Annotated in this window: 20 protein-coding genes and 1 other RNA gene; 3 read left to right on the top strand and 18 right to left on the bottom strand. The window is 66.1% G+C overall.

All coding sequences use genetic code 11. The annotated features are described in order from the left end of the window. Positions 1-3 precede the first annotated feature (3 nt). The 9 genes from QOL68_RS03550 to dapA all read right to left on the bottom strand — a co-directional run bounded on the left by QOL68_RS03550 (position 4) and on the right by dapA (position 9,859). The gene (locus QOL68_RS03550) at positions 4-630 is read right to left on the bottom strand and encodes a glutathione S-transferase family protein (RefSeq protein ID WP_204993125.1); all 627 of its coding nucleotides are present in this window, start codon (positions 628-630) and stop codon (positions 4-6) included. An 18-nt stretch (positions 631-648) separates the two neighbouring features. Then, positions 649-1,464 (bottom strand): agmatinase, encoded by an 816-nt coding sequence (gene speB / locus QOL68_RS03545; RefSeq protein WP_282947000.1) that lies wholly within the window; start codon positions 1,462-1,464, stop codon positions 649-651. A gap of 236 nt (positions 1,465-1,700) precedes the next feature. Beyond that, positions 1,701-2,783, bottom strand: coding sequence for a recombinase RecA (recA, locus tag QOL68_RS03540; protein WP_282946998.1), 1,083 nt, complete (start codon positions 2,781-2,783; stop codon positions 1,701-1,703). A gap of 117 nt (positions 2,784-2,900) precedes the next feature. Beyond that, positions 2,901-3,257 carry a response regulator gene (locus tag QOL68_RS03535; RefSeq protein WP_282946996.1) on the bottom strand — a complete coding sequence of 119 codons (357 nt, stop codon included), beginning with the start codon at positions 3,255-3,257 and terminating at the stop codon, positions 2,901-2,903. Further along, on the bottom strand, positions 3,250-5,616 hold the full coding sequence (locus QOL68_RS03530) for a hybrid sensor histidine kinase/response regulator (RefSeq protein WP_282948256.1): 2,367 nt from the start codon (positions 5,614-5,616) through the stop codon (positions 3,250-3,252). The genes QOL68_RS03535 and QOL68_RS03530 overlap by 8 nt, the downstream gene beginning before the upstream one ends. Before the next feature lie 101 nt (positions 5,617-5,717). Then, positions 5,718-7,772, bottom strand: coding sequence for a M13 family metallopeptidase (locus QOL68_RS03525; RefSeq protein ID WP_502957370.1), 2,055 nt, complete (start codon positions 7,770-7,772; stop codon positions 5,718-5,720). Positions 7,773-7,868: 96 nt separating this feature from the next. Further along, a complete protein-coding gene (locus tag QOL68_RS03520; RefSeq protein WP_058457457.1) occupies positions 7,869-8,456 on the bottom strand; it encodes a DUF2062 domain-containing protein in 588 nt (195 codons plus the stop codon). A 32-nt stretch (positions 8,457-8,488) separates the two neighbouring features. Continuing rightward, positions 8,489-8,974 carry an SsrA-binding protein SmpB gene (gene smpB / locus QOL68_RS03515; protein ID WP_204993129.1) on the bottom strand — a complete coding sequence of 162 codons (486 nt, stop codon included), beginning with the start codon at positions 8,972-8,974 and terminating at the stop codon, positions 8,489-8,491. A 9-nt stretch (positions 8,975-8,983) separates the two neighbouring features. Beyond that, positions 8,984-9,859 (bottom strand): 4-hydroxy-tetrahydrodipicolinate synthase, encoded by an 876-nt coding sequence (gene dapA / locus QOL68_RS03510; protein ID WP_282946990.1) that lies wholly within the window; start codon positions 9,857-9,859, stop codon positions 8,984-8,986. A 99-nt stretch (positions 9,860-9,958) separates the two neighbouring features. Here dapA and QOL68_RS03505 point away from each other — a divergent pair, with 99 nt between their 5' ends. Together QOL68_RS03505 and greB are read left to right on the top strand one after the other, a co-directional pair. After that, entirely contained in the window at positions 9,959-11,986 is a 2,028-nt protein-coding gene (locus QOL68_RS03505; protein WP_502957369.1) for a lytic transglycosylase domain-containing protein, read from the top strand. A 5-nt stretch (positions 11,987-11,991) separates the two neighbouring features. Beyond that, positions 11,992-12,474, top strand: coding sequence for a transcription elongation factor GreB (greB, locus tag QOL68_RS03500; RefSeq protein WP_282946986.1), 483 nt, complete (start codon positions 11,992-11,994; stop codon positions 12,472-12,474). A gap of 3 nt (positions 12,475-12,477) precedes the next feature. Here greB and QOL68_RS03495 read toward each other — a convergent pair whose 3' ends face one another. Beyond that, positions 12,478-14,190, bottom strand: a complete 1,713-nt coding sequence (locus QOL68_RS03495; protein WP_283404273.1) for a caspase family protein — start codon at positions 14,188-14,190, stop codon at positions 12,478-12,480. Between the two features lie 257 nt (positions 14,191-14,447). On the opposite strand from QOL68_RS03495, the gene QOL68_RS03490 reads away from it, so the two are divergent. Further along, the gene (locus QOL68_RS03490; protein ID WP_282946982.1) at positions 14,448-15,110 is read left to right on the top strand and encodes a hypothetical protein; all 663 of its coding nucleotides are present in this window, start codon (positions 14,448-14,450) and stop codon (positions 15,108-15,110) included. 6 nt (positions 15,111-15,116) lie between these two features. Here QOL68_RS03490 and QOL68_RS03485 read toward each other — a convergent pair whose 3' ends face one another. The 8 genes from QOL68_RS03485 to QOL68_RS03450 all read right to left on the bottom strand — a co-directional run bounded on the left by QOL68_RS03485 (position 15,117) and on the right by QOL68_RS03450 (position 21,962). After that, a complete protein-coding gene (locus QOL68_RS03485) occupies positions 15,117-15,272 on the bottom strand; it encodes a hypothetical protein (RefSeq protein ID WP_167541754.1) in 156 nt (51 codons plus the stop codon). Between the two features lie 74 nt (positions 15,273-15,346). Then, an RNA gene (gene rnpB, locus QOL68_RS03480) (RNase P RNA component class A) lies at positions 15,347-15,731 on the bottom strand. Positions 15,732-15,958: 227 nt separating this feature from the next. Beyond that, a complete protein-coding gene (locus QOL68_RS03475) occupies positions 15,959-16,648 on the bottom strand; it encodes an N-acetylmuramoyl-L-alanine amidase (RefSeq protein WP_282946977.1) in 690 nt (229 codons plus the stop codon). 67 nt (positions 16,649-16,715) lie between these two features. Further along, on the bottom strand, positions 16,716-17,588 hold the full coding sequence (locus tag QOL68_RS03470) for a CheR family methyltransferase (RefSeq protein WP_058454426.1): 873 nt from the start codon (positions 17,586-17,588) through the stop codon (positions 16,716-16,718). Then, on the bottom strand, positions 17,585-18,697 hold the full coding sequence (cheB, locus tag QOL68_RS03465) for a chemotaxis-specific protein-glutamate methyltransferase CheB (RefSeq protein ID WP_282946975.1): 1,113 nt from the start codon (positions 18,695-18,697) through the stop codon (positions 17,585-17,587). Before cheB ends, QOL68_RS03470 begins: the two co-directional genes overlap by 4 nt. 10 nt (positions 18,698-18,707) lie before the next feature. Further along, positions 18,708-19,082, bottom strand: a complete 375-nt coding sequence (locus QOL68_RS03460) for a response regulator (RefSeq protein ID WP_058454428.1) — start codon at positions 19,080-19,082, stop codon at positions 18,708-18,710. 61 nt (positions 19,083-19,143) lie between these two features. Beyond that, entirely contained in the window at positions 19,144-19,581 is a 438-nt protein-coding gene (locus tag QOL68_RS03455) for a chemotaxis protein CheW (RefSeq protein ID WP_282946971.1), read from the bottom strand. Continuing rightward, positions 19,578-21,962 carry a chemotaxis protein CheA gene (locus tag QOL68_RS03450; protein WP_282946969.1) on the bottom strand — a complete coding sequence of 795 codons (2,385 nt, stop codon included), beginning with the start codon at positions 21,960-21,962 and terminating at the stop codon, positions 19,578-19,580. The genes QOL68_RS03455 and QOL68_RS03450 overlap by 4 nt, the downstream gene beginning before the upstream one ends. Positions 21,963-21,978 lie beyond the last annotated feature (16 nt).

Below are 21,978 nucleotides of genomic sequence, written 5' to 3'. Positions count from 1 at the left end.
CGATCAATAGCCATAATAGGCGCCGCCCTTCTCCCGCGCGCGGCGCCACGCCGGCCGGTCGTGGCAAGCATTCACAAAATTGGCGAGTTTCGGGAAGCGCTGCGCCAGTCCCTGCATGATTGCGATCTCGGCCGGAAAGCTCAGCATGATGTCGGCGGCGGTCAGATTATCGCCGACGAAATGGCCATCCTCGCTGACCGCGCTTTCCATATAGGCAAAATGCGAATCGAGTTGCTGCGTGATCCGCGCTTCGAGCGGCGCGGCCGCTTCGCCGAGACGCGCCGTATAAATGCGCAGCAGGATCGGGGTCATCGCTGAGCCTTCGGCAAAATGCATCCATTGCAGGTGGCGGACATGGTCGTCGGTGCCTCGCTGCGGCACCAGTTTCTCACCGCCATGATAGTCGCAGATATATTCGGCGATCGCCGCCGACTCGATGATGATGCGCCCGGCATCCTCCAGCACCGGCGACTTGCCGAGCGGGTGAACCGCGATGAGTTCGGGCGGCGCGAGATTCGTGACCGGGTCGCGATCGTAGAATTTGATTTCGTAGGGCGCGCCAATCTCTTCGAGTAGCCAGAGGATGCGCTGCGAGCGGCTGTTGTTGAGATGGTGGACGATCAGGCTCATCGCTCTCTCCTTCGTGGGTCAGTATGGATAGGGTCCGTTGCGGTCGATCAGCGCCGCGAGTTCGCGCACCAACTTCGCGCCGAGGATCGCCGTGACGCCCCCAACGTCGCGGCCGGGGTGATGCTCGACGATGTCGGCGCCTACGATCGGTGCGGTTTGCTTGTGGAGGACCGCCAACACCTCGCGGACGGTCAGACCTCCCGGCTCGGGATGCGCGACGCCGGGCGCTTGGGCCGGATCGATCCCGTCGAGGTCGATCGAGATGTAGAGCGGACCTTCGAGTACGGGCACCGCGCCCGGCGTGAACCCGGCCATCGGGACGATCTCGACCCCGAAGCGCTCGGCCTGCCCGCGGCAATGTCCGTTCAGCGTCCGGATGCCGACCTGCACCAGCCGCCTGGCATGGCCGGCCTCGCAAATGCGCGCAAAGGGTGAGGCGTGGCTGCGCGGATTGCCGCCGAAATCGTCGTAGAGATCGGGATGCGCGTCGAAGTGAAGGATGTTGACCGGGCCAAAACAGGTTGCCGCCGCCTCGACGAGCGGAAAGGTCACCGCATGATCGCCGCCGAGCGCCAATGGCACCTCACCATCTTCTTGCAGCATGGTGACGTGGCGCCGGATCGCCGCGTCGTCGCGCGCCGTGTCTTCGCTGAGCGGCAGGTCGCCATCGTCGGCAAAGGCGATATCGACGCCGATCTCGGGCCCAAGCTCGCTCGCCAGATTGCCGCGCTCGCTGCGCAAGGCGGCGCGGATCGCCGCCGGTCCCGCCGCCGCACCGCGCTCGAAGCTGCTGTTGACGTCGGTGGGCAGGCCGAAAAGACGGATCGCGGGCATGGGCTGCTTGTAGCCGCTGGCGAAGGTCGCGCAAGGCGCTGCTGGTTGAGAATTGGCTCAGGCAAATCGCCATTCCCTGATCACCGGCGAGCAATGGACGGCGGGCGGGCCGACCTGCAGGAGAGGGGCTGCGCAGGTACGGTGCGGTCGCAAGGAGACCGCGGGGCCCGCCGCCGTCGGCTGGCCGGTTTCTCCCGAGATCGGGGAAACCGGCCGGATGGCGTCAGTAGCGGCGATCAAAGCTCGCCATCGTCGCCTTCGTCATCGGGGCCGGCCATCATCTCTTCGGCCACCGCGTCGGTACGGCTACGGATCGCGCTTTCGAGGCGCTGCATCAGCTCGGGATTTTCGGTCAGGAAATTCTTCGCATTCTCGCGGCCCTGTCCGATGCGGATCGAATCATAGCTGAACCAGGCGCCCGACTTTTCGACGAGCCCCGCCTTGACACCGAGGTCGAGGATCTCGCCGATCTTCGAAATGCCCTGTCCGTACATGATGTCGAACTCGACCTGCTTGAACGGCGGTGCGACCTTGTTCTTCACGACCTTCACCTTGGTGGTGTTGCCGACGATCTCGTCGCGATCTTTGATCTGGCCGGTACGGCGGATGTCGAGACGCACCGATGCATAGAATTTGAGCGCGTTGCCGCCGGTCGTGGTTTCGGGATTGCCGTACATCACGCCGATCTTCATGCGCAGCTGGTTGATGAAGATCACCATGCAGCGCGAACGGCTGATCGAACCGGTGAGCTTGCGCAGCGACTGCGACATCAGGCGCGCCTGAAGCCCGACGTGGCTGTCGCCCATCTCGCCCTCGATCTCCGCCCGCGGAACGAGTGCGGCGACCGAGTCGACGACGAGCACGTCGATCGCATTCGAGCGCACGAGCGTGTCGACGATTTCGAGCGCCTGCTCGCCGGTATCGGGCTGCGACACGATCAGCTCGTCGATGTCGACGCCCAGCTTCCGCGCATAGACGGGGTCGAGCGCGTGTTCGGCGTCGACGAAGGCCGCGGTGCCGCCCATCTTCTGCGCCTCGGCGATGCAGTGCAGCGCCAGCGTGGTCTTGCCCGAGCTTTCGGGGCCGTAGATTTCGATGACGCGTCCGCGCGGCAAGCCGCCGACGCCGAGCGCGATGTCGAGGCCGAGCGAGCCGGTCGAGATCGCCTCCACCTGCATCGCTTCCTTCGAGCCCAGCTTCATTACCGAGCCCTTGCCGAACGCGCGATCGATCTGCGCGAGCGCGGCGTCGAGCGCCTTCTGCCTGTCCGTTCCGTTCACTGATTTCCCCGATTCGACGAGTGACAATTGTCCGGCCATGACCGTCCCTTTCCAGCTCTAGAGCGACGGCAGAAGCATCGCAATGGCAGACTATGTGCCATATTTGTTCTCATGGAACAAGTGGGGAACAAAGAAAAATCGAAGGGGAAGAAATGCTCAGTTTTCGGCCGAAAATTCGTCCAGAACCGCTTCGATATCGCTGATCCGGAACGGCTTGGCGACCAACCGCCGGTGCGCATGTTCCGCCGGAATGATGTCGCCGCCGCCCGAGGTGAAGGCAAAAGGAATCCCGCGCGCGGCCAGTGCATCGGCGATCGGCCAGCCCTTTTCGTCGCCAAGGTTGATGTCGACGAGCGCACCGCCGATCGCTTCGGCGGCGATGATCGCCAGCGCCTCTTCATTCGTCGTCGCCTGCGCGGGTTCAGGCAGGCCGAGCGCGTCGAACATGTCGACGAGCATCATGCCGATCAGCACATCGTCCTCGACGAGCAGAATGCGATTCGCGTCAGCCATCGGACGCCCGATGCGCCGCATTGTCGAGCGCCGCCGACACCGCCTCGGCAAGCTGCGCGACCGAGAAGGGCTTGGGCAGGAAGGCGACGTCGTCGATGTTGATCGACTGACGAAGCTGCTCCTCGGCATAGCCCGACATGAACAGGACCGGCAGCGCCGGCCGCTTCTTGCGCATCTCGCGCACCATCGCGGGCCCGTCCATCGTCGGCATCACGACGTCGCTGACGACGAGATCGACCTTTTCCATCCCGGCGAAACGTTCCAAGCCCTCTTCTCCCTGCGATGCAGTGAAGACCGTATAACCCGCACGGGCCAGGGCTCGTTCCGCGACAGCACGCACCATATCCTCATCCTCGACGAGGAGAATGGTACCCGTGCCCCACTGGCTCTTTTTCGGCTTCGGCACCGGCGTGGGCGTCGCCGGTGCGCCGTGCTCGGCGCGGTGGACGGGGAGGTAGATGGTGAAGCTGGTTTTGCCGGGCTTGCTGTCGGCAAAGATGAAGCCTGCCGACTGCTTGATGATGCCATAGACGGTCGACAGCCCGAGCCCGGTGCCCTTGCCGACGTCCTTCGTCGTGAAGAAGGGCTCGAAGATCTTCGGCAGCACGTCGGCGGGGATGCCGGTGCCGGTGTCGCTGACCTTCAGCGCGCTATAGTCGGCGGGCGGCATGAACTCGCTGCCCATCTGGCGCACGTCGGCCGCCGATACCGGATAGGTCTCGATCGTCAGCGTCCCGCCGCCGGGCATCGCGTCGCGCGCATTGACCGCAAGGTTGATGATCACCTGTTCGAGCTGCCCAGGATCGGCACGCACCGCGCCGAGCCCGCGGCCGTGATGGACCGACAACTGGACGGTATCGCCGATCAGACGTTTCAGAAGATGCGACACCTCCGAAATGACGTCGGGCAGTTGCAGGATCTGCGGGCGCAGCGTCTGCTGGCGCGAGAAAGCAAGCAATTGCCGGGTCAGGCTGGCGGCGCGGTTCGCGTTGCTGCGAATCTGCTGGATGTCGTCATAGTCGCTGTCGCCGGGCGTGTGACGCATCAGCATCAGGTCGCAGCTTCCGAGCACCGCGGTCAGGATATTGTTGAAGTCGTGCGCGACGCCGCCCGCAAGCTGGCCGACCGCCTGCATCTTCGACGCCTGCGCGACCTGCCGCTTGAGCCGCGATTCCTCGCTCGAATCCTTGAGGCTGAGCAGCACCGCCGCCTCGCCGAGCCCGCGCACGCCGACGACGCGCATCGACACCGGATCGTCACCCTGCCCGACCAGCCGGATCGACAAGTCGCCGCCGACCTGTTGCCCACTGCTGTGGCGCCGGATCATGTCGGCGAGCGGCCCCTTGTCCTCGCCGACGACAAGGTCGCCGGGATAGCGCGGCATGCGGCCGTCGCCGACATTGCCAGCGCGCTTGAACGCGCGGTTCATGTAGAGAAACCGGCCGTCGCGATCGACCAGCGCGAGCCCGAACGGCAGCAGCGAAAGCAAGGTTTCGACATAAGCCTGCGCAGTGCCGCGATCGGCCGGCCCGATCTCCTCGTCGAGCATCGTCAGCAGCACCGGTCCGTGGGTATCGGCGGGGGCGAGCGGGATCTGGATCATCCGCACCGGCGTCGCGCGGTCGCCCTCGCGCGCGAAATAGAGTGAACCCGCTTCGTCGAGCCGCAGCATCGCCGACACGTCGCGCCCGACATAATGCGCCTGATCAGCCTCATCGAGCGCGCGGAGCAGAAAGGCGCGGTTTGCGGAGCGGAGCCGCCCCTCGGCGCTGACGAGCGCCGCCATCACGCCCGCCTGCGCGAGCGTCAGGCCCGCCGGCCCGTCGAGATGGCGGACGATCTCGGTCGCAAGATCGATCCGCTCGTTTGCCGAAAAGCGCCAGACAAGATAATCCTCGGCCTGCCCGGTACGGAAAATATGCGCGCGAAGCTGCAACGGCCCGACGGCGATATCGTCGGCGACCCCCTCGCCGTCGCGCCATGCGGTGCGGCCGGCGTTCTTCAATGCCTCGGCGCCGCGTGCATCGACCGGCAGACCCGGCGGGGTGACGAACCCGCCGAACCATGTCGCGAACAGATCGTTGGCGCATACCAGCCGTCCGCCGCGATCGGTCACCGCCACCGCGACATCGTCGTGGTTCACCGCGACGCGCAGCATCGTCCAGTCGGGGAGCGCCGCTTCGCCTGCGGCCGCCTTGGGGAAGAGACGGCGGGCCAGCAAGGTACCGCCCGCCGCGATCGCCAGCCCGGCCAGAAAGCCCGCCGCCAGTACGACGTTTCCGGTCGCCCAGAACAGCAGGCCGACCGACAGGAGCGCAAGACCGCCGAGCACGGCCAGATCGACGCGCGACAGATTGATCCGCGCGCCTAGCGGTCCCGCGGGGCCCGCCCCCCTGCTGAAATCGGTCTCAGCGGAGGGCAGGCTTTGCGCGGTCAAATGACGCTCTTTCTATAGCCGCATCACCAGATGCGGACACGATCCTTTGGTGCCAGATACAGCTTCTGGCCTTCCTTGACGTTATAGGCCTTATACCAAGGGTCAAGGTTGCGCGAGACCCAAGTCCGCTGGATCGAGGGCGAATGCGGATCGGTCGTGATGCGCTGCGCCAGATTCTGCTCGCGATAGTTGCGGCGCCACACCTGCGCCCAGCCGAGGAAGAAGCGCTGGTCGCCGGTCAGCCCGTCGATCACCGGCGCCGGCTTGCCGCCGAGCGACTTCTTGTAGGCGTCATAGGCGATGGTCAGGCCGGCGAGATCGCCGATATTCTCGCCGAGCGTGAAGGTGCCATCGAGATGCTCGCCGGGGAGCACTTCATAGGCATCATACTGTGCAACGAGCGCCTTGCCGGCCGCCTCGAACGCCTTCACGTCCTCGGGCGTCCACCAGTCGGCCAGTTTGCCGGTCTCATCATATTTTGCGCCCTGGTCGTCGAAATGATGGCTGATCTCGTGACCGATGACCGCGCCGATGCCGCCGTAGTTGATCGCGGCATCCGCCTTCGGATCGAAGAAGGGCGGCTGCAGGATCGCGGCGGGGAAAACGATCTCGTTCATCCCGAAATTGGCATAGGCGTTGACCTCCATCGGGGTCATCCCCCACTCCCAGCGGCGGATCGGACCGCCGAGGCGACCGATATTGTCGTCGTGCGCGAACTGGTTGGCGCGCAGCGCGTTCCCGAACAGGTCGTCGCGCTTGATCTCGAGCTTGCTGTAATCCTTCCAGCGGTCGGGATAGCCGATCTTGGTCGTGAAATTGGCGAGCTTCTTTTTCGCGCGCACCTTGGTCGCGGGCTGCATCCAGGTCAGGTTGCCGATGCGCGTGTCGAGCGCGGCGAGGACATTCTTGACCAGCACGTTCATCGCCGCCTTGGTTTCGGGCGGGAAATATTTCGCGACATAATCCTGCCCGACGGCTTCACCCATATTGTTGGTGGTGAAGTCGACGGCGCGCTTCCAGCGTTCCTGCATCTGCGGGGTGCCCGACAGCGCGGTGCCATAGAAGGAGAAGGCTTCCTTCGCGACCGCGTCGGGCAGCACGCCCGAGAAGCTGTCGAGGCTGCGGACGGTCAGGATATCGCGGATCACGCCGATCGGCGCGTCGGCGATCAGCTTCGCCTCGCCGGTAAAGGCGCTCGGCTGCGACACGAGGAGCGAGTCCTCCTTGACGCCGACGCCGCGAACGAAGGTCGTCCAGTCAAAGCCCGGCGCGATCTTGGCCAGTTCGCCGACGGTCATCTTGTTATAGACCTTGGTCGCGTCGCTGCTGTCGTTCTTGTCCCAGTGGACCGTCGCGATCTGCTTTTCGAAATCGTAGATCGCCTTGGCGCGCGTGCCGGCGTCCGCCTCGCCTGCCAGCGTCAGGACGTTTTCGAGATGCTTGAGGTAAGCGGCCTGCAGCTTGGTGTTGCGCTCGCTGTCCTTCAGATAGAAATCGCGGTCGGGCATGCCGATGCCGCCCTGCCCGATCGTGTAGATATAGACGTCGGGATTCTTGTCGTCCTGCCCGACATAACCGCCGAAGAAGTGCGCCACACCGCTGCGGTCGGCCTCGGCGAGCAGAGCCGCAAGGCCTGCCTTGTCAACGCTCCGGATCTTCGCCAGCCACGGTTGGATCGGCGCGAGGCCCTTCGCCTCGACCGCCGCCGAATCGAGGTACGATGCATAGGCGCGGCCGATCATGCTGTTCGGATCGGCCTTCGCCGCCTCGAGGATTTCCTGCGTGCGCTTCTGCGACAGGTCGGCCAGCGCGGTAAACATGCCGTAGTTCGACTTGTCGGCCGGAATCGCCGTGTTCTTCGCCCAGGTGCCGTTGGCATAGGCATAGAAATCGTCGCCCGGCTGGACGGTCTTGTCCATGCCGGTGAGGTCGAAGCCGAAGTCGCCGATTTGCGGCTTGGCCGACGCGGACGTCGCCGGTGCGGCCTCATCCTTGGCAAGCGCGGGCACGGCGCCCAGCAGCATGGCGCCCAGCGCCGCGGTCGCCATCAGGCGCGAAGAAATGTTCGGACGGTTCATGATGTTCCCCAGATGAACAAATGGATAGCGCGCCCGCGGTTCCCTCCGCCAGCGCGATCTTGCGATGGAACAGCTATAGGCTCGCGGGGGCCGGGTTCAACCGGCGACAGTGTCGCTCGTCGACGCCTCAAGTCGTTTGTCGCGCGCCCGGCGAATTTTGCGCCGCCAGCGCAGGCGTATCCAGGCATCCCAACCGACCGAAGCCAGAACATAGCCGACAACAGCCGAAACCACCGAAATGACGAACAGGCCGGCGACGCCGCCCAGTAGCGCCGGCCCGGCGTTCGCGGTGAACCAGTGCCACCATTCGATCAGCGACGCCCCTTCATCGTACAGGACATAGAGGTCGGCGACATTGGTTCGCAGCCCGAACAGCACATTGCCCAGCCACACCGAAGCGGCAAGGATGAACGGCGTCGTCAGCGGGTTGGACAGAAAGGTCATTGCCGCGCCGATCGGGATATTGGCACGGAACGGCAAGGCAAGCAGCGCCACGCCCGCAATCTGGACGCCGGGGATCAGAAAGAAGATACCGACGAACAGCCCCAGTGCGGTGCCGCGCCGTACCGACGTTCGCGTGAACCGCCACAAATGGCTATGCGCGACGCGGTGTGCGAACGGCTTCACGAACCGGCTTTCGAGCAGGTCCTCGCGGGTCGGCGAGTTGCGGCGGATCCAGTTCATGACCGCGGCCTTGTCGCGAGGCTCACCGCCGCTCATCCGCGGTCCTTCAGCAGGCGCTGCTTGTCGCGCTTCCAGTCGCGCTCCTTGATCGATTCGCGCTTGTCGTGCGCCTTCTTGCCCTTGGCGAGCGCGAGTTCGACCTTCGCGCGGCCGCGGCTGTTGAAATACACCGACAGCGGAACGATCGTCATCCCCTGCCGCATCACCCCGGCATGCAGCTTGTTGATCTCGCGCCCGTTCAGCAGCAATTTGCGCGGGCGCCGCGGTTCGTGATTGAAGCGGTTGCCGTGGCTGAATTCGGGGATGTTGGCGTTGATCAGCCACACTTCGCCGCCGCTCACCTCGGCATAGCTTTCGGCGATCGTGCCCTCGCCGAAGCGCAGCGACTTCACCTCGGTACCCTGCAGCGCGATCCCTGCCTCGAACACCTGTTCCACGGCATAGTCGAACCGCGCGCGCCGGTTCTCGGCGACGACCTTTTTCTTGTCGAATTCGGCGGCGGACTGCGGACGGGCCATTGAACGAACCTAGAGAACTCCAGCCGCGACCAGTGCGGCATCGACGGCCGCGCGCGATGCTGCGGACGCCGGAATGATAGGTAGGCGCACTTCGGGCGAAAACCAGTCGTGGATCCGCGACAGCGCATATTTGGCCGGGGCGGGCGAAGCGTCGGAAAACATCGCCTTGTGCAGGCCGAACAAGCGGTCGTGGAGCACCACCGCTCCTGCCCAGTCGCCTGCGGCGCAAGCAGCGGCAAAATCGGCGCAGAGGCGCGGCGCGACATTGGCGGTGACCGAGATGCAACCGGCGCCGCCGAGCACGGCGTGCGGCAGCCACAGATCGTCGTTGCCGCTGAGCTGGCAGAAGTCCGCGCCAGCCCCCGCGCGATGCACAGTGACACGCGCCAGATCGCCGCTCGCATCCTTGATCGCCACGACAGTGGGAATTTCGGCGAGCTGGCACATCGTCTCGGCGCTGATGTCGGCGACGGTGCGGCCGGGGACGTTGTAGACGACGATCGGCAGGTCGCACGCATCGGCGAGCGCCCGGTAATGGGCGATCATACCTTCCTGCGACGGCTTGTTGTAATAGGGCGCGACGACTAGCGCCGCCGCGGCGCCGGCTTGCTGGGCATAGCGCATGTGGCGAATCGCCGTCGCAGTGTCGTTCGACCCGCATCCGGCGATGACGGGGACGCGGCCCGCCGCCGCATCGAGGCAGGCGTCGATCACCCGATAATGTTCTTCAAAGCCGAGCGTCGGGCTCTCGCCCGTCGTGCCGCACGGGACGAGCGCGCTGGTTCCTTCGTCGATCTGCCATTCGACCAGCCGTTTGAACGCCGGCGCATCGAACGCACCGTCGCGAAATGGCGTCACCAAGGCGGGAATCGACCCCGAAAACATGCTCCGCTCCTTTACAAAGACTCCATGCGACCGATAGAATTGGCCGGGGCGCCGCTATTGGACGTCTATTCAGCGCCCCGCAAGGAGTTTGGCACTAAAATGCCCCGCATGATTTCGCTGCCCCGTATTTCCCGTCTGGCGCTCGCGCTGGCCCTGGTCGTCCCGGCCACAGCGCATGCAAGCGAACTCACCCCCGAACAGATGGCATGGTATCGTGCCCAGATGGGCCTTGCCGCGCAGTCGGCCACACCGCCCTCGACCAGTTCGGTCGGCGACGCGGTGCTCGAATGGCGGCGGCTGACCGCGAACAACATCGCCTCCTTCGACCAGCTCTCGCGGTTCCTGATGGCGAACCGCGACTGGCCCGATGCCGAGAAGCTGCGCGTGCGCGCCGAAAAGGCGATCGCGCTCGACAGCTATGATCCGCAGCGCACCCTCGCCTTCTTCCAGGCCTATCCGCCGCGCACGGCGAGCGGCGAGCTTCGTCTCGCACTCGCGCTCAACGCGACCGGCCGCCGCGACGAGGCCAATGCCGCCGCGCGGCGCGCGTGGACCGGCGGGATCATCGACGACATGGAGGTCAGCCGCGCGTTGGGCTTCTTCTCCGGCGCCTTCAGCCCGGCCGACCATGACGCGCGGATGGACCGGCTGCTGTGGACCGGCTCGACGATCGCGGCGGGTCGCCAACTTACCTATACCTCGCCCGAGAAGCGCGCGATCTTTGCCGCCCGGCTGGCGATGCGCGGCGGCGCAGTCGATGCGGCGCTCCAGTCGGCGGCCGTCGAGAGCGCCAACCCCTCGCTGCTCCGCACCGACGCGGGCTATATCACCGACAAGGCGACGTGGCTGCGCAAGAGTGGCCGCGTCGGCGAGGCGCGCGCGCTGCTCGCCGCTCCGCGCGCGCTCGCCAAGGCGCCGACCGATACCGAGGAATGGCTCGAAACATTGCTCACCAACGCGCGGGCAGCCGATGCCGCGGGCGACAAGCAGACCGCCTTCAATATCGCCAAACAGATCGACGACAGCTTCGCGCCCGGCGTGGTGATCCGCGAAGCGCCGCTCAGCGTGCGCGACGATTTTACGTCGCTTGCGTGGCTCGCGGGGCAGCTCGCCTACAAGGATCTGCGCCGTCCGGCCGAGGCGGTGCGCCTGTACCGCGCCTATGGCGAGGCGGCGCGTTCGGCGCAGACGCGCACCAAGGGCTTCTACTGGGCCGGCCGCGCCGCGCTGGCCGCGGGCGACCGCGACACCGCGAACCGCTATTTCGCCGATGCCGCCGAACATTATGACCAATTCTACGGCCAGCTCTCGCTCGAACGCCTCAACCGGCCACAGCCCAGGCCAAAGCCCGAACCGACGATCCATGTCAGCAGCGACGAGAAGCGCGCGTTCGAGGACGACCGGCTGGTACGCGCAGCGCGCGCCCTCGGCGAGATCGGCGCGTGGCGCGAGCAGTCGCAGTTCCTGCGCGCGCTCGCCCAGCGCGCGTCCTCACCCGCCGACCATGTGCTCGCGGGCCAGCTCGCCTCTTCGATCGGGCGCCCCGACCTGGGTGTGATGATCGGCCGCAGCGCGCAGGCGAACAGCCTCGACGCGGTCGAAGTGTCGGGCTTCCCGACGGTGCGCGTCCCCTCCGGCCATGAGAGCAACTGGACCTTCATCCATGCGATCACCCGGCAGGAAAGCCAGTTCGACCGGCAGGCGATCAGTCACGCCGGGGCGCGCGGCATGATGCAGCTGATGCCCGGGACGGCACGCGAGGTCGCGGGCAAGCTTGGCATGAGCTATGATGCCGGATCGCTCACGGCCGACACAAACTACAATTTGACGCTCGGATCGACCTATTTCCAGCAGATGCTGAGCTATTTCGGCGGCAGCTACCCGCTCGCGGTCGCGGCGTACAATGCGGGGCCCGGCAATGTGAACAAATGGCTGCGCGCCAATGGCGATCCGCGCGGCGGCGGGATCGACATGGTCGACTGGATCGAGGCGATCCCCATCTTCGAGACACGCAACTATGCCCAGCGCGTGCTCGAAAATGCCGTCGTTTACGACACGCTCCGCGACGGGCGCAGCGTGCCCAAGGCGCCGCTGAGCTTTTACCTCGGCAAGCGCGACCCCGGCTGATCCCGATGGCGGGGGAGAAGACCAACATCATCAGCCCGGCGGGCTTCGCCGCGCTGCGCGCCGAATATGACACGCTGTTTGCTAAGGAACGGCCGAAGCTGGTCGAGACGATCAGCTGGGCGGCGAGCAATGGCGACCGCAGCGAAAATGGCGACTATATCTATGGCCGCAAGCGGCTGCGCGAGATCGACCGGCGGCTGTCCTTCCTCGCGCGGCGGATGAAGGCTGCGCGCGTCGTCGATCCCGCGGCGCAGCCCGACAAGAGCCGCATCTGGTTCGGCGCGACGGTCGAGCTGGCCGACGACGATGATGCGCGGCGCATCGTCACATTGGTCGGCGACGACGAGGCGGAGGCCGGCGACGGCCGGATCGGCTGGAACAGTCCGCTCGCCCGCGCACTACGCGGCGCAGCGGTGGGCGATCTTCGCACCGTACAGCTTCCCGCCGGGCCGAAGGAATGGGAGGTTATGGCGGTCACCTACCCCTGACGATCACTCGCCGATACCAGCGATCAGGTCGCGCTGGTCTTTCCGGAGTTCGGGCAGGTCGCGCGCGAGCTTCGCCCAGAAGACCGCCTCCTTCGGGTCGGCCGCGACGCCATCGCCCTTCGCATAGGCCCAGGCGAGGATCGCGCGCGATCCCGCGAAACCCGCGCGCGCCCCGACGCCGCAATCCTCGATCGCGTCTTTCAGCGTCTTGTCGGCGAAATGCGCCTCGCAGAGCCAATGACTTCCCTCGGGATTGCCCGCATCGGCGATCGCGCGCAGGCGCTTCAGGTTCGCCTCGCGCGTCGTCGCAAAATATGTGAGCGCGAAGATCGCGGCGGGATGCCACTTTTCGGCCGCCTCGGCATAGAGCGCCTGCGAGCGCACGAAATCGGGCGGGCCGAAGGTGCCCGAGGCCAGGCGATAGGCGAGATGCGTCTTGGCCTTCGAAAAACCGGCGTTCGATGACGCGATATAAAGGTCATAGGCGCGTTTCACGTCGGCGGGCGTCGGGTCATTCTCGAGCAGCAGATAGGCAAGCTCCTGCTGCCCCGCCGGGAAACCCTGCGCCGCCGATTGCTCGAGGTAGGCGCGCGCGCGCGGCACGTCTTTTTTCACCCCGACGCCGAGCGAGAACATATAGCCCGCGAGATGCTGCGCGAGCGGATCACCGCCATCGGCGAGCCCGATCAGTTCGGCGGCGGGATGGTGCGACAGCACGTCGGCAATGATGATCGGCTCGTCCTCGATCGCGAGCCGGTCGAGCGAAATGTCGGCAAGCGCCCCCGGCTTCAGCGCGCCGCGCGCGACCGGTGGCGGCCCCGGCGGCGCGGCAAACGCGCCGAGCGTCGGGCCGGACTTCACGCTTTCGGGAACCTCGGGCGGCGCGACGAGATAATAATCGTCGAACCAGCTCCCATAATGGAAGGGCTGCTGCGGCCCCAGCTCCATGCCATAGGTGCGCTTGTAAACATCGCGCGACACGACCTTGAAATAATCGGAGATTTCGAGCCCCGGAATGCCGAGTTCCGCGACCACCGCCGCCGCGAACGGGCTGACCGGCGAACCCACCGGCGCAAAGTCGAGCGCGGGACGGCCCTTTGCGGTCGAATAGAAGACCGCGCCCTGCCCGATATCGAGCAGGCCGAGCGGCGCCGATCCCGCCTCGCCCTTCGCGATGTCGGTGTCCTCGATTCGCACCACCGGGTCGGGCGTGCGGCAGGCGTCGACGAACAGCAGCGTGAAGGCGCCCGGCGGCACGACGCGTTTCACCAGCGCCTCGATCGACAGATAGCGCTTCTCGACATCGGCGCGGCGCGTCGCGGGCGGCGCCTCGACCGGCACCAGCCAGTTGCGGCCGCCATATTCGAAGCCGTGCCCGGCGTAGTAGAGGACGACCGACTTCGCGCCCTTCGCTTCCTCGGCGAATTTCGCCAGCGCGGCGTCGAGCCCGGCCTTGTCGGCGTTGTTGACGACGCGCGGCGAGATCCCGGCCTTCGCCATGGCGTCGCACACATAGCCGATGTCGTTGACGGCATTTCTGAGCGACGGCCATTCCCAGTCGTTATAGGCGCTGTTGCCGATCAGCAGCGCGACGCGGTCGCCCTTGAGCGGCGCGGTGCCGCAGGTTGCCGACGGCTGCGCCGACGCCGCGGAAGCGAGCCCTCCCATCAAGACGAGCGCCGCCGCCAATGCCGCCCCATATTGCCAACGCATCATTTCGATCTTTCCACCCCGGTAAATAGCGAAACCGCAGAAAACCGCGCAACTTCACTCGCAATTCACACCTCTTGCGCCCCGCCCGGGCCCCAGCCCGCAACCGGCCGACGCGGCCCCGGAGGCAAGGGTAGGTCAGCGGAATAGTGTAGGAAAGCCCAAATCATGTCGAACTGTGCGCCGCGTCACCCCGCGTCGCTGGACGGCCCGCTACGCGATGTTAGGGTCAGGACCCTAATCTGATCGCGAGGGAGACGAAGATGACGCGAAGCCTGGGCCTGATCGCTGCGTTGCTGCTCGGCGGAACCGCGCACGCGGCGCCGGCGCCCGAGCCGAGACCAGCGGTTGCCGACGAGACATTGCGGGACGGGCTCGAACTCGGCGAAGAGATCGAGGCGCGTGTCGATGGCGACCTCAACGGCGACGGCGACCCCGATACCGCGTTCGTGGTCGCAAGCCCCGACGCGCGGACACTTTATGTCGTCCTGAGCTACCGCACCGAGGTCGATTTCGGACATGATCCCGCGGGCAGCGCCAAGCTGGCGACCGACCCGCTCGGGCCCGCCGAGCTGTCGATCAGCAAGGGCGTACTCGTGGTGAAAGACCTCACGGGAGGCACGACAGCGCTGGCCTCGACCTATCGCTTCCGCGCCGACAAGGCGAAGGCTCCTCCAAGGATGCGGCTGATCGGGCTCGATACCACGCTCTACAGCCGGACCTGGGCGCATGACGGCAGCGAGATGAGCTGGAACCTGCTAACCGGCGACGTCGTCGCGTCGCAGCTGAAGCTCGTCGGAAAGGGTGAGGACGCGAGCTACGACAAGCAGTTCACGCGCAAGTCGAAACGGCCCGTCACGACCGTCTATATGGAAGATACGCCCGATCCCGAGGAGGAACTGATCCGCGCGACCCGGGCGAAATAGGCGGCGTTATTGCTGGAGCAGTGCCGGCACGATCCAGACTGCGGACAGCACCACCACCGCAAGCAACAGCGAAATCGCAAGGACGTAGCGCACGCCATGTTCCTTCACGCCGCCGCTCGCTTCGGTCTCGGTCACCTCGACATGGTCATCGACGACTTGCATGGTTCGTCTCCCTTCTGGTCCGCATCAAACGCGGCCCCTCTGCGCGCGGTTCCCGCGCATCGAATGGGGAGAGATAGGCCAGAGGGTCTGTAAGCCGGGTTCTGTCCACCCCGTTGCCGGGGATGGGCGATCATTCCTCTAGGCGGCCGGTTGCCCGGACGCTCAAGCAGTCAACCCGGACGGCGGGGCCGGAACCAGCCCTGAGTTACCTCGTGCCATCCCTATTCGACCTTGCTCCCGGTGGGGTTTGCCATGCCGCGTCCGTTACCGTCCGCGCGGTGCGCTCTTACCGCACCCTTTCACCTTTCGCCGGGCCGAAGCCTTTGGCGGTCTGCTCTCTGTGGCACTTTCCCTGACCCCGGTTGCCCGGGGCCGCCGGACGTTATCCGGCACCGTGGTTTCCGTGGAGCCCGGACTTTCCTCCCCCGCTCGCGCGGCGGCGATCGCCCGACCCTCTGGCTGGGAGCGTTATAGCGCGAATGAAGGGGCATTGCGAGGGATTGTACGGAAGGGCTGTTTTGGGGTGGTTTCCAGCCTTTCAATTCTCGTCATGCTGAACTTGTTTCAGCATCCATGGGCTGACCTTTCATCGGCCGCTGCGGTGAAGGAGGCGACGGACCATGGATCCTGAAACAAGTTCAGGATGACGATGCTGGAAATGTCACCTTCCGGTCGCTAACGGCCGATCAACCGCCCTCGGGCTGCGGCAGCAGCAGCGCGAGCAGGATTGCACGGCATTCGCCGTCGATCGTCCCGTCGATCAGCTCGGGCCGGAAGCGGCGCTGGAAGGCGACGGTCGCCGCGAAGCCGTCGGTCACGTCATAACCGAAGCGTTCGAGCGCGAGCAGGAAGCCCGCGTCGGTCCACAGCGGATCGGTCAGTTTCTTGGTCGGGCGCGGCAGCGCAAGACGGCGGCGCGCGAGTTCCTCCCACGGAAAGAGCTCGCCCGGATCCTGCTTGCGCGTCGGCGCGATGTCCGAATGGCCGACGACATTGCCGCGGGTGATCGAATGGCGATCCTTGATCATATGCACGAGGCGGACGACCGACGCGACCTGCGGGTCGGGAAAGGGCACATAGCCGAATTCATGCCCCGGATTGACGATCTCGATCCCGACGCTCGCCGAATTGATGTCGCTGACCCCGCGCCAGTGCGATTTTCCGGCGTGCCAGGCGCGCTTCTCCTCGGGCACCATGTGGGTGATCTGCCCGTCCTCGCTGACGACATAGTGCGCCGACACCTTGGCCTCGGGATCCGCAAGCCGATCAAGGGCTTCGGCGCCGGTCCTCATGCCGGTATAGTGAAGCACGATCATCGAAATGGGCAGCGAACGCTCGTCGAAATTGGGAGACCAGCGTTCGATAAAATCGCTCATGCGTGTCGCGGTCCGTCCTTGCCCAGCCCAGCGCTTCGCTTGCGCCACCAAGGCGCAAAAAGCAAGGTCAGGCAGCGATCGAGGGCGAGATGCCGGGGCGGCGCACCTGCTGGTCGGCGGGCTCGTACAAGCCGCGAAGCCGGGGACTCGCGACGAACTGGTCGGTCTGGCCGAGCACCGTCTCACCCGCACCGAGGACAAGGAAGCTTTGCGGCGCCGCCATCGCGCGCAGTTTCGCGAACGCCTTTTTCCGCATGTCGGCCGAAAAATAGAGCAGGAGATTGCGGCAGAAGATCAGGTCGGCGGTGCCCGCGAGCGGCGGACGGTCGGTAAGCATATTCTGCACCGAGAAATCGATCCGGCGACGCAGGTCGGCCTTGGCGAGCCACCCCCCCTCGGTCTGGTCGAACCAGCGCACCATGCGCTGGACCGGCAGCCCGCGCTGGATCTCGAACTGGCTATACAGGCCAACGCGCGCGCGGCCGATCGCATGATAGCTGACGTCGGTACCGACGATATCGATCTGCCAGCCCGCCCATTTCATGTCATGCTCGGCGAGCAGCATCGCCATCGAATAGGCTTCCTGCCCGGTCGAAACGCCGCAATGCCAGATAGTGAGCCGGCGCTGGCGTGCATTGATCTGCCGAAGATGTTCGAGCGCATTGGAAGCTATATCGTCGAACACACTGTGTTCACGATAAAAATATGTTTCGTTATTGAGCATGGCATCGACGGTATCGTCGAGCAACTGGCGGCTGTTCGAGGTGACGAGCGCCGCGACGAGCGCGTCGAGGTCGGCGATACCGTGACGCTGCATCACCGGCTTCAGCGACATTTCGATCCGCCAGATGCGGTTCGGCGACAGCGTCTGCCCGGTCCGCGATTCGAGCACGCCCATCAGCACGCGATACGCGGACTCGCTTGCCGAGCCGCCCATCATGACGCGCGGCGTCCGGCAAGGAAGCTGCCGAGCATCAACGCGATCGCGTCGGGGTTTAGCGTAGCGGTCGCGAGCCCCGCCTTGGCAACCGCGCCGGGCATCCCCCAGATCACGCAGCTTTCGGGCGCCTGCGCGAAGATCGTGCCGCCTGCCGATTTCAGACGCTCGGCGCCGTTCGCGCCGTCGCGGCCCATGCCGCTGAGCACCACCGCCACCCCGCCCTTGCCGTAAACGTCGGCGACCGACGCGAGCATAGGATCGGCGGAGGGGCAGCAGCCGTTCTCGACCGGCCGGCGGTCGAGCGCGATTTCACGGCGCGCGCCGTTCGCGACAACCATCAGATGCGCGTCGCCGGGCGCGAGATAGATGCGGTTCGCCTCGACCGCCATGCCCGCCGCGGCCACGCACACCTTGCGTCCCGTCATCGTCGCGATCTGCTTGGCGTAGAATTCCATGAACGCGTCGGGCAGGTGCTGGGTCAGCAGGATCGGCGCGGTGACGCGCGGGTCGAGGTGGGTGATAAAATTGGCAAACGCCGGAATTCCACCGGTCGACGCCGCGACCGCGATGCATTCGAGCGACTGGTCGGCATCGACCACGACCGGTGCGGGGGGTGCGGGCGGGCGATAGCCGACACGCGTCGCGGCGGGAATCGCCTGACGCTGGCCGAGCGAGAGGATGCGTTCGGTGAGCACCTCGGCGAAGCGCCCCGAAAAGCTGCCGCGTCCAGGCTTGGCGAGCGTGTCGCTGGCGCCGAGCGCGAGCGCCTCGATCGCGGCGGGGCCGCCTTCGACGCAGTTCGACGAAAGGATCAGCACGCGCGCATTGGCGGCGCGCTCCAATATGTGCGGCAGCGCGTCGATGCCGTTCATGCCGGGCATTTCGATGTCGAGCACAACGACATCTACGGGCTCCGACGCAAGGAACGCCAGCGCATCATGCGCCGAGGCGACCGATGCGCAGACCTGAAGCCCCGGCGTGCTCTCGACGATGCGCTCGAGAATGGACCGGACGACAAGGCTGTCGTCGACCAGCATCACGCGGACGCGGCGACCGACGGGAAGGTCGTCTCCCGCCGGGTTTGACATCAGGGGGGCAGGCCGTCCCATCGCCGCCGCCTCACGCCACGCCGACGAGCTGCAGCTTTCCCTCGAGCGTTTCGCGGTCGAACGGCTTCATCACATATTCGTCCGCGCCCGCCTCGATCGCGGCGCGGATATGGTCGATGCTGTTCTCGGTCGTGCAGAAGACGACGCGCGGACGCTCGTCGAAGCCATAGTCGAGGTCGTTGAACGCGGTGAGGAATTCCATCCCGCTCATCACCGGCATGTTCCAGTCGAGCAGAATCACGTCGGGACGGTTCGCGCGGCAAAAGGTCAGCGCCTCCTGCCCGTCGGCCGCCTCATCGACAGAAAATTCCATCGATTCAAGAATATGCCGGGCGACCTTACGGATGACTTTGCTGTCATCGACGACCAGACAAGACTTCGACATTAGGACCTCCGCACCCCGGTTTCGCGCCATGCTAACCTGAAGGAGTATTCAGCTAGTTAACTTATGCCGCGCGCTGGGCGGGCAAGGTGATGAAATGCGACGGATCGACGACGAGGAGCGAATGCCCCTCATGCTCGATCATCGCATCGGCGACGCGCGCCCAGCCGGGCATCAGTTTCCCGGTGATCCGCGTTTCGGGCGCGTCGATGAAACAGACATCCTCGATCTCGTCGGCAAGGAGCGCATAGCCATGTTCGGCGACATCGACGACGACGACGCGCTGACCGGGTGCAACCGGCACCGACGGCAGGCCGACGACGACATGCGGGTCGATCAGCGTGAAGACCCGGCTGCGCAGCGCGAACAGCCCCGCGACATGCGGCGGCGCGGCGGGCACCTCGACCGGGGTGCCGACGGTGACGACCGAATTGATCGCGCGGCTGCGCAGCGCGACGCGCGTGTCGGCGATCCGCGCGACGAGGTAGAGCTTGTCCATCATGCGCCCGCTCCCCCGGTCCGGCGACGCAGCGCATCGAGCAGCGCACCGCGGTCATAGCGATAGACGGTCTCGTCATCGGGCCCGGCCGCCGCGGCCGAGGCGCGGAGACGGATCACCGGCACATCGCCATCGCCGGCCCGCGCCGCGCCTTCGTCGGTCAGACACAGCATGACGTCGGCGGTTTCGCCGGAGGTCTCGGCAACGACGCGATAACCCGCACTCTGCAGGATCGGGGCGAGGAAATTGTCGCCCCAGCCGTCGTGATCGTCGGCAATGCGGCAAATGGGCTGGCGCGCGGCGGGCGCGACCGCACCGCGCGCATATTGCTCCATCAGCCAGAAGGGATCGACCAGCTCGACCGGATCGCCCGCGACGAGCGCAATGCCCGCGACCAGCCCCGGCGCCGCAGCGGGCTGGACCGTGTCGGGCAGGCGGACGATATCGACCACCTCCTCGATCGGATAGCAAAGCACCATCTGCCCGTCGTTGAGGCGCAGCAGCTTGAGCGTGCCATGCCCCTCGGGGAGTTTCGCCGCGTGAACGGGGAAGATGTCGTCGCCGATCTGCGCCTGGATCTGCCCCGCGCTTTCGAACAGCGCGAGCGCCGGCACTTCCTCGACGCGCTCGATCACCGACAGGCGGATGCCGCGCGTGCGGCCGCCGATATCGCGGAACAAGAGTAGCTGCGCGGCGTTGCGCGCGGCCGCCGCGGCCGCTTCGGCCTCGACGGCATGATCGAGGCTGCGGCCCGCCTCCGACGCGTCGATCGCGGCAGCGGCGAGGATTCCCTGTACGTCGAGCAACAGCACCGGGCGCCCGTTGTCGGGCAAGGTGGTGCCGGCATAGAGGCCGGTCGCCATGATCATCGGCGCGGCGGGCTTGATCACGAGTTCCTCGTGATCGTGGATCGCCGCGACGCTGAGGGCATAGCTCTGCCCCTGTCCCGGCCGGACGAGCACGAGCGCGCGGTCCTCGACATCGTCGCGGTGATCGCGCGTGCGGCCGAGAATCGTTTCGAGGCGGAGCAACGGGAATTGCTCGCCGCGCACGGTCACGATCTCGCCGCCGCCAACGCGTTCGATGCGGACCGTGTCGCTCGTTTCGAGCAGGATTTCGCGCACCGCGCCGCGCGGGATCGCGAAATATTGCCCCGCCGCGCGGACCATGAGCCCCGAGATGATCGTCAGCGTCATCGGCACGCGCAGCACGACGGCAAGGCCCCTGCCCTCGTCGTTGCGCAGTTCGACGAGACCGCCGATCTTTTCGACATTCGCCTTGACGATATCCATGCCGACGCCGCGCCCCGAGATCGAGGTGATCTTGGCGGCAGTCGAAAAGCCGGGGCGAAAGATGAGCTCGAGCTTTTCGCGGGGCGTCAGCGCGCGCGCGTCGGCCGCCGACAGGATGCGCGCCGAGATCGCCTTTTGCACCAGCGCGTCGGGCGACAGGCCGCGGCCGTCGTCGCGCACCTCGATTTCGATCTGGTTGCCCGACTGGCGCGCCGAGACCGCGATGGTCGCGGTCACGTCCTTGCCCGCCGCGACGCGCCCGTCGAGCGCCTCGACCCCGTGGTCGATCGCGTTGCGCACGATGTGGATCAGCGGGTCGCGGATATTCTCCATCATTTCGCGGTCGAGCTCGACCTCGCCGCCGCTGGTTGCAAAGCGGACCTTCTTGCCGAGATCCTGCGCGAGATCGCGAACGATGCGCGGCAGCGGCGCGAACAATTTGTCGATCCGCTGCATCCGCATCTGGCTGACCGACTGGCGCATCCCGGCGATCGAGTCGGACAAGCGGTCGAACGCCGCGATCAGCGCGGGATCGGCGCCCGATTCGCGGAGCATCCGCGCGAATTCGTTGCGCGCGAGGACGATATCGGTGACCCCGGTCATCACGCTGTCGAGCAGCGGCAGCGGGACGCGGATCGAGCGCCAGCCCTGCAGGTCGGTGACGATGTCGTCGTCGCGGCGAAGCTGGATTTCTGCCGGTTCGGCCGGCGCTTCGGACATGTCCTCCGCCGCAGCAAGCGCACCGATCACATCGCTGTCGTCGCCCGCCGGTTCGGCGCCCTTGCTGCCGAGCGTAGCGCAAAGCTGCGACAGCCGGTCAACGATGCCGAGCACGCCGGTGACGAGCGCGGCGTTGGCCGGGCGGTTGCCGCGCCGGACCTGATCGAGCGCATCCTCGGCGGCGTGCGCCAGCGCGGTGACGCGCGGCAGCGCGAGGAATCCCGAGCTGCCCTTGATCGTGTGGACGAGACGGAAAATCGCGTCGAGCTGCGCGCGGTCGGCCGGATCGGCTTCCCACGCGACCAGCGCCCCGCCGGCTTCGGCAAGGATTTCGGCCGTTTCGGCCAGAAAATCGTTCAGCAGGTCGTCCATTGCGGTGTCGGTGCGC

The sequence above is a fragment of the Sphingopyxis sp. Geo25 genome, assembly GCF_949769135.1.
Taxonomy (GTDB): domain Bacteria; phylum Pseudomonadota; class Alphaproteobacteria; order Sphingomonadales; family Sphingomonadaceae; genus Sphingopyxis.
Note: the sequence above shows the minus strand (reverse complement) of the source record. Positions and strands in the feature narration are given on the sequence as shown.

What these genes read in the sequence shown, in the direction of transcription:
- QOL68_RS03520 (WP_058457457.1), bottom strand. Translation starts at nt 8,456, where the DNA reads ATGAACTGGATCCGCCGCAACTCGCCGACCCGCGAGGACCTGCTCGAA.
- QOL68_RS03535 (WP_282946996.1), bottom strand. Translation starts at nt 3,257, where the DNA reads ATGGCTGACGCGAATCGCATTCTGCTCGTCGAGGACGATGTGCTGATC.
- QOL68_RS03455 (WP_282946971.1), bottom strand. Translation starts at nt 19,581, where the DNA reads ATGATGGACAAGCTCTACCTCGTCGCGCGGATCGCCGACACGCGCGTC.
- QOL68_RS03475 (WP_282946977.1), bottom strand. Translation starts at nt 16,648, where the DNA reads ATGAGCGATTTTATCGAACGCTGGTCTCCCAATTTCGACGAGCGTTCG.
- QOL68_RS03525 (WP_502957370.1), bottom strand. Translation starts at nt 7,772, where the DNA reads ATGAACCGTCCGAACATTTCTTCGCGCCTGATGGCGACCGCGGCGCTG.
- QOL68_RS03470 (WP_058454426.1), bottom strand. Translation starts at nt 17,588, where the DNA reads ATGATGGGCGGCTCGGCAAGCGAGTCCGCGTATCGCGTGCTGATGGGC.
- greB (WP_282946986.1), top strand. Translation starts at nt 11,992, where the DNA reads ATGGCGGGGGAGAAGACCAACATCATCAGCCCGGCGGGCTTCGCCGCG.
- QOL68_RS03485 (WP_167541754.1), bottom strand. Translation starts at nt 15,272, where the DNA reads ATGCAAGTCGTCGATGACCATGTCGAGGTGACCGAGACCGAAGCGAGC.
- smpB (WP_204993129.1), bottom strand. Translation starts at nt 8,974, where the DNA reads ATGGCCCGTCCGCAGTCCGCCGCCGAATTCGACAAGAAAAAGGTCGTC.
- QOL68_RS03490 (WP_282946982.1), top strand. Translation starts at nt 14,448, where the DNA reads ATGACGCGAAGCCTGGGCCTGATCGCTGCGTTGCTGCTCGGCGGAACC.
- QOL68_RS03450 (WP_282946969.1), bottom strand. Translation starts at nt 21,962, where the DNA reads ATGGACGACCTGCTGAACGATTTTCTGGCCGAAACGGCCGAAATCCTT.
- dapA (WP_282946990.1), bottom strand. Translation starts at nt 9,859, where the DNA reads ATGTTTTCGGGGTCGATTCCCGCCTTGGTGACGCCATTTCGCGACGGT.
- QOL68_RS03495 (WP_283404273.1), bottom strand. Translation starts at nt 14,190, where the DNA reads ATGATGCGTTGGCAATATGGGGCGGCATTGGCGGCGGCGCTCGTCTTG.
- QOL68_RS03550 (WP_204993125.1), bottom strand. Translation starts at nt 630, where the DNA reads ATGAGCCTGATCGTCCACCATCTCAACAACAGCCGCTCGCAGCGCATC.
- QOL68_RS03505 (WP_502957369.1), top strand. Translation starts at nt 9,959, where the DNA reads ATGCCCCGCATGATTTCGCTGCCCCGTATTTCCCGTCTGGCGCTCGCG.
- recA (WP_282946998.1), bottom strand. Translation starts at nt 2,783, where the DNA reads ATGGCCGGACAATTGTCACTCGTCGAATCGGGGAAATCAGTGAACGGA.
- speB (WP_282947000.1), bottom strand. Translation starts at nt 1,464, where the DNA reads ATGCCCGCGATCCGTCTTTTCGGCCTGCCCACCGACGTCAACAGCAGC.
- cheB (WP_282946975.1), bottom strand. Translation starts at nt 18,697, where the DNA reads ATGGGACGGCCTGCCCCCCTGATGTCAAACCCGGCGGGAGACGACCTT.
- QOL68_RS03460 (WP_058454428.1), bottom strand. Translation starts at nt 19,082, where the DNA reads ATGTCGAAGTCTTGTCTGGTCGTCGATGACAGCAAAGTCATCCGTAAG.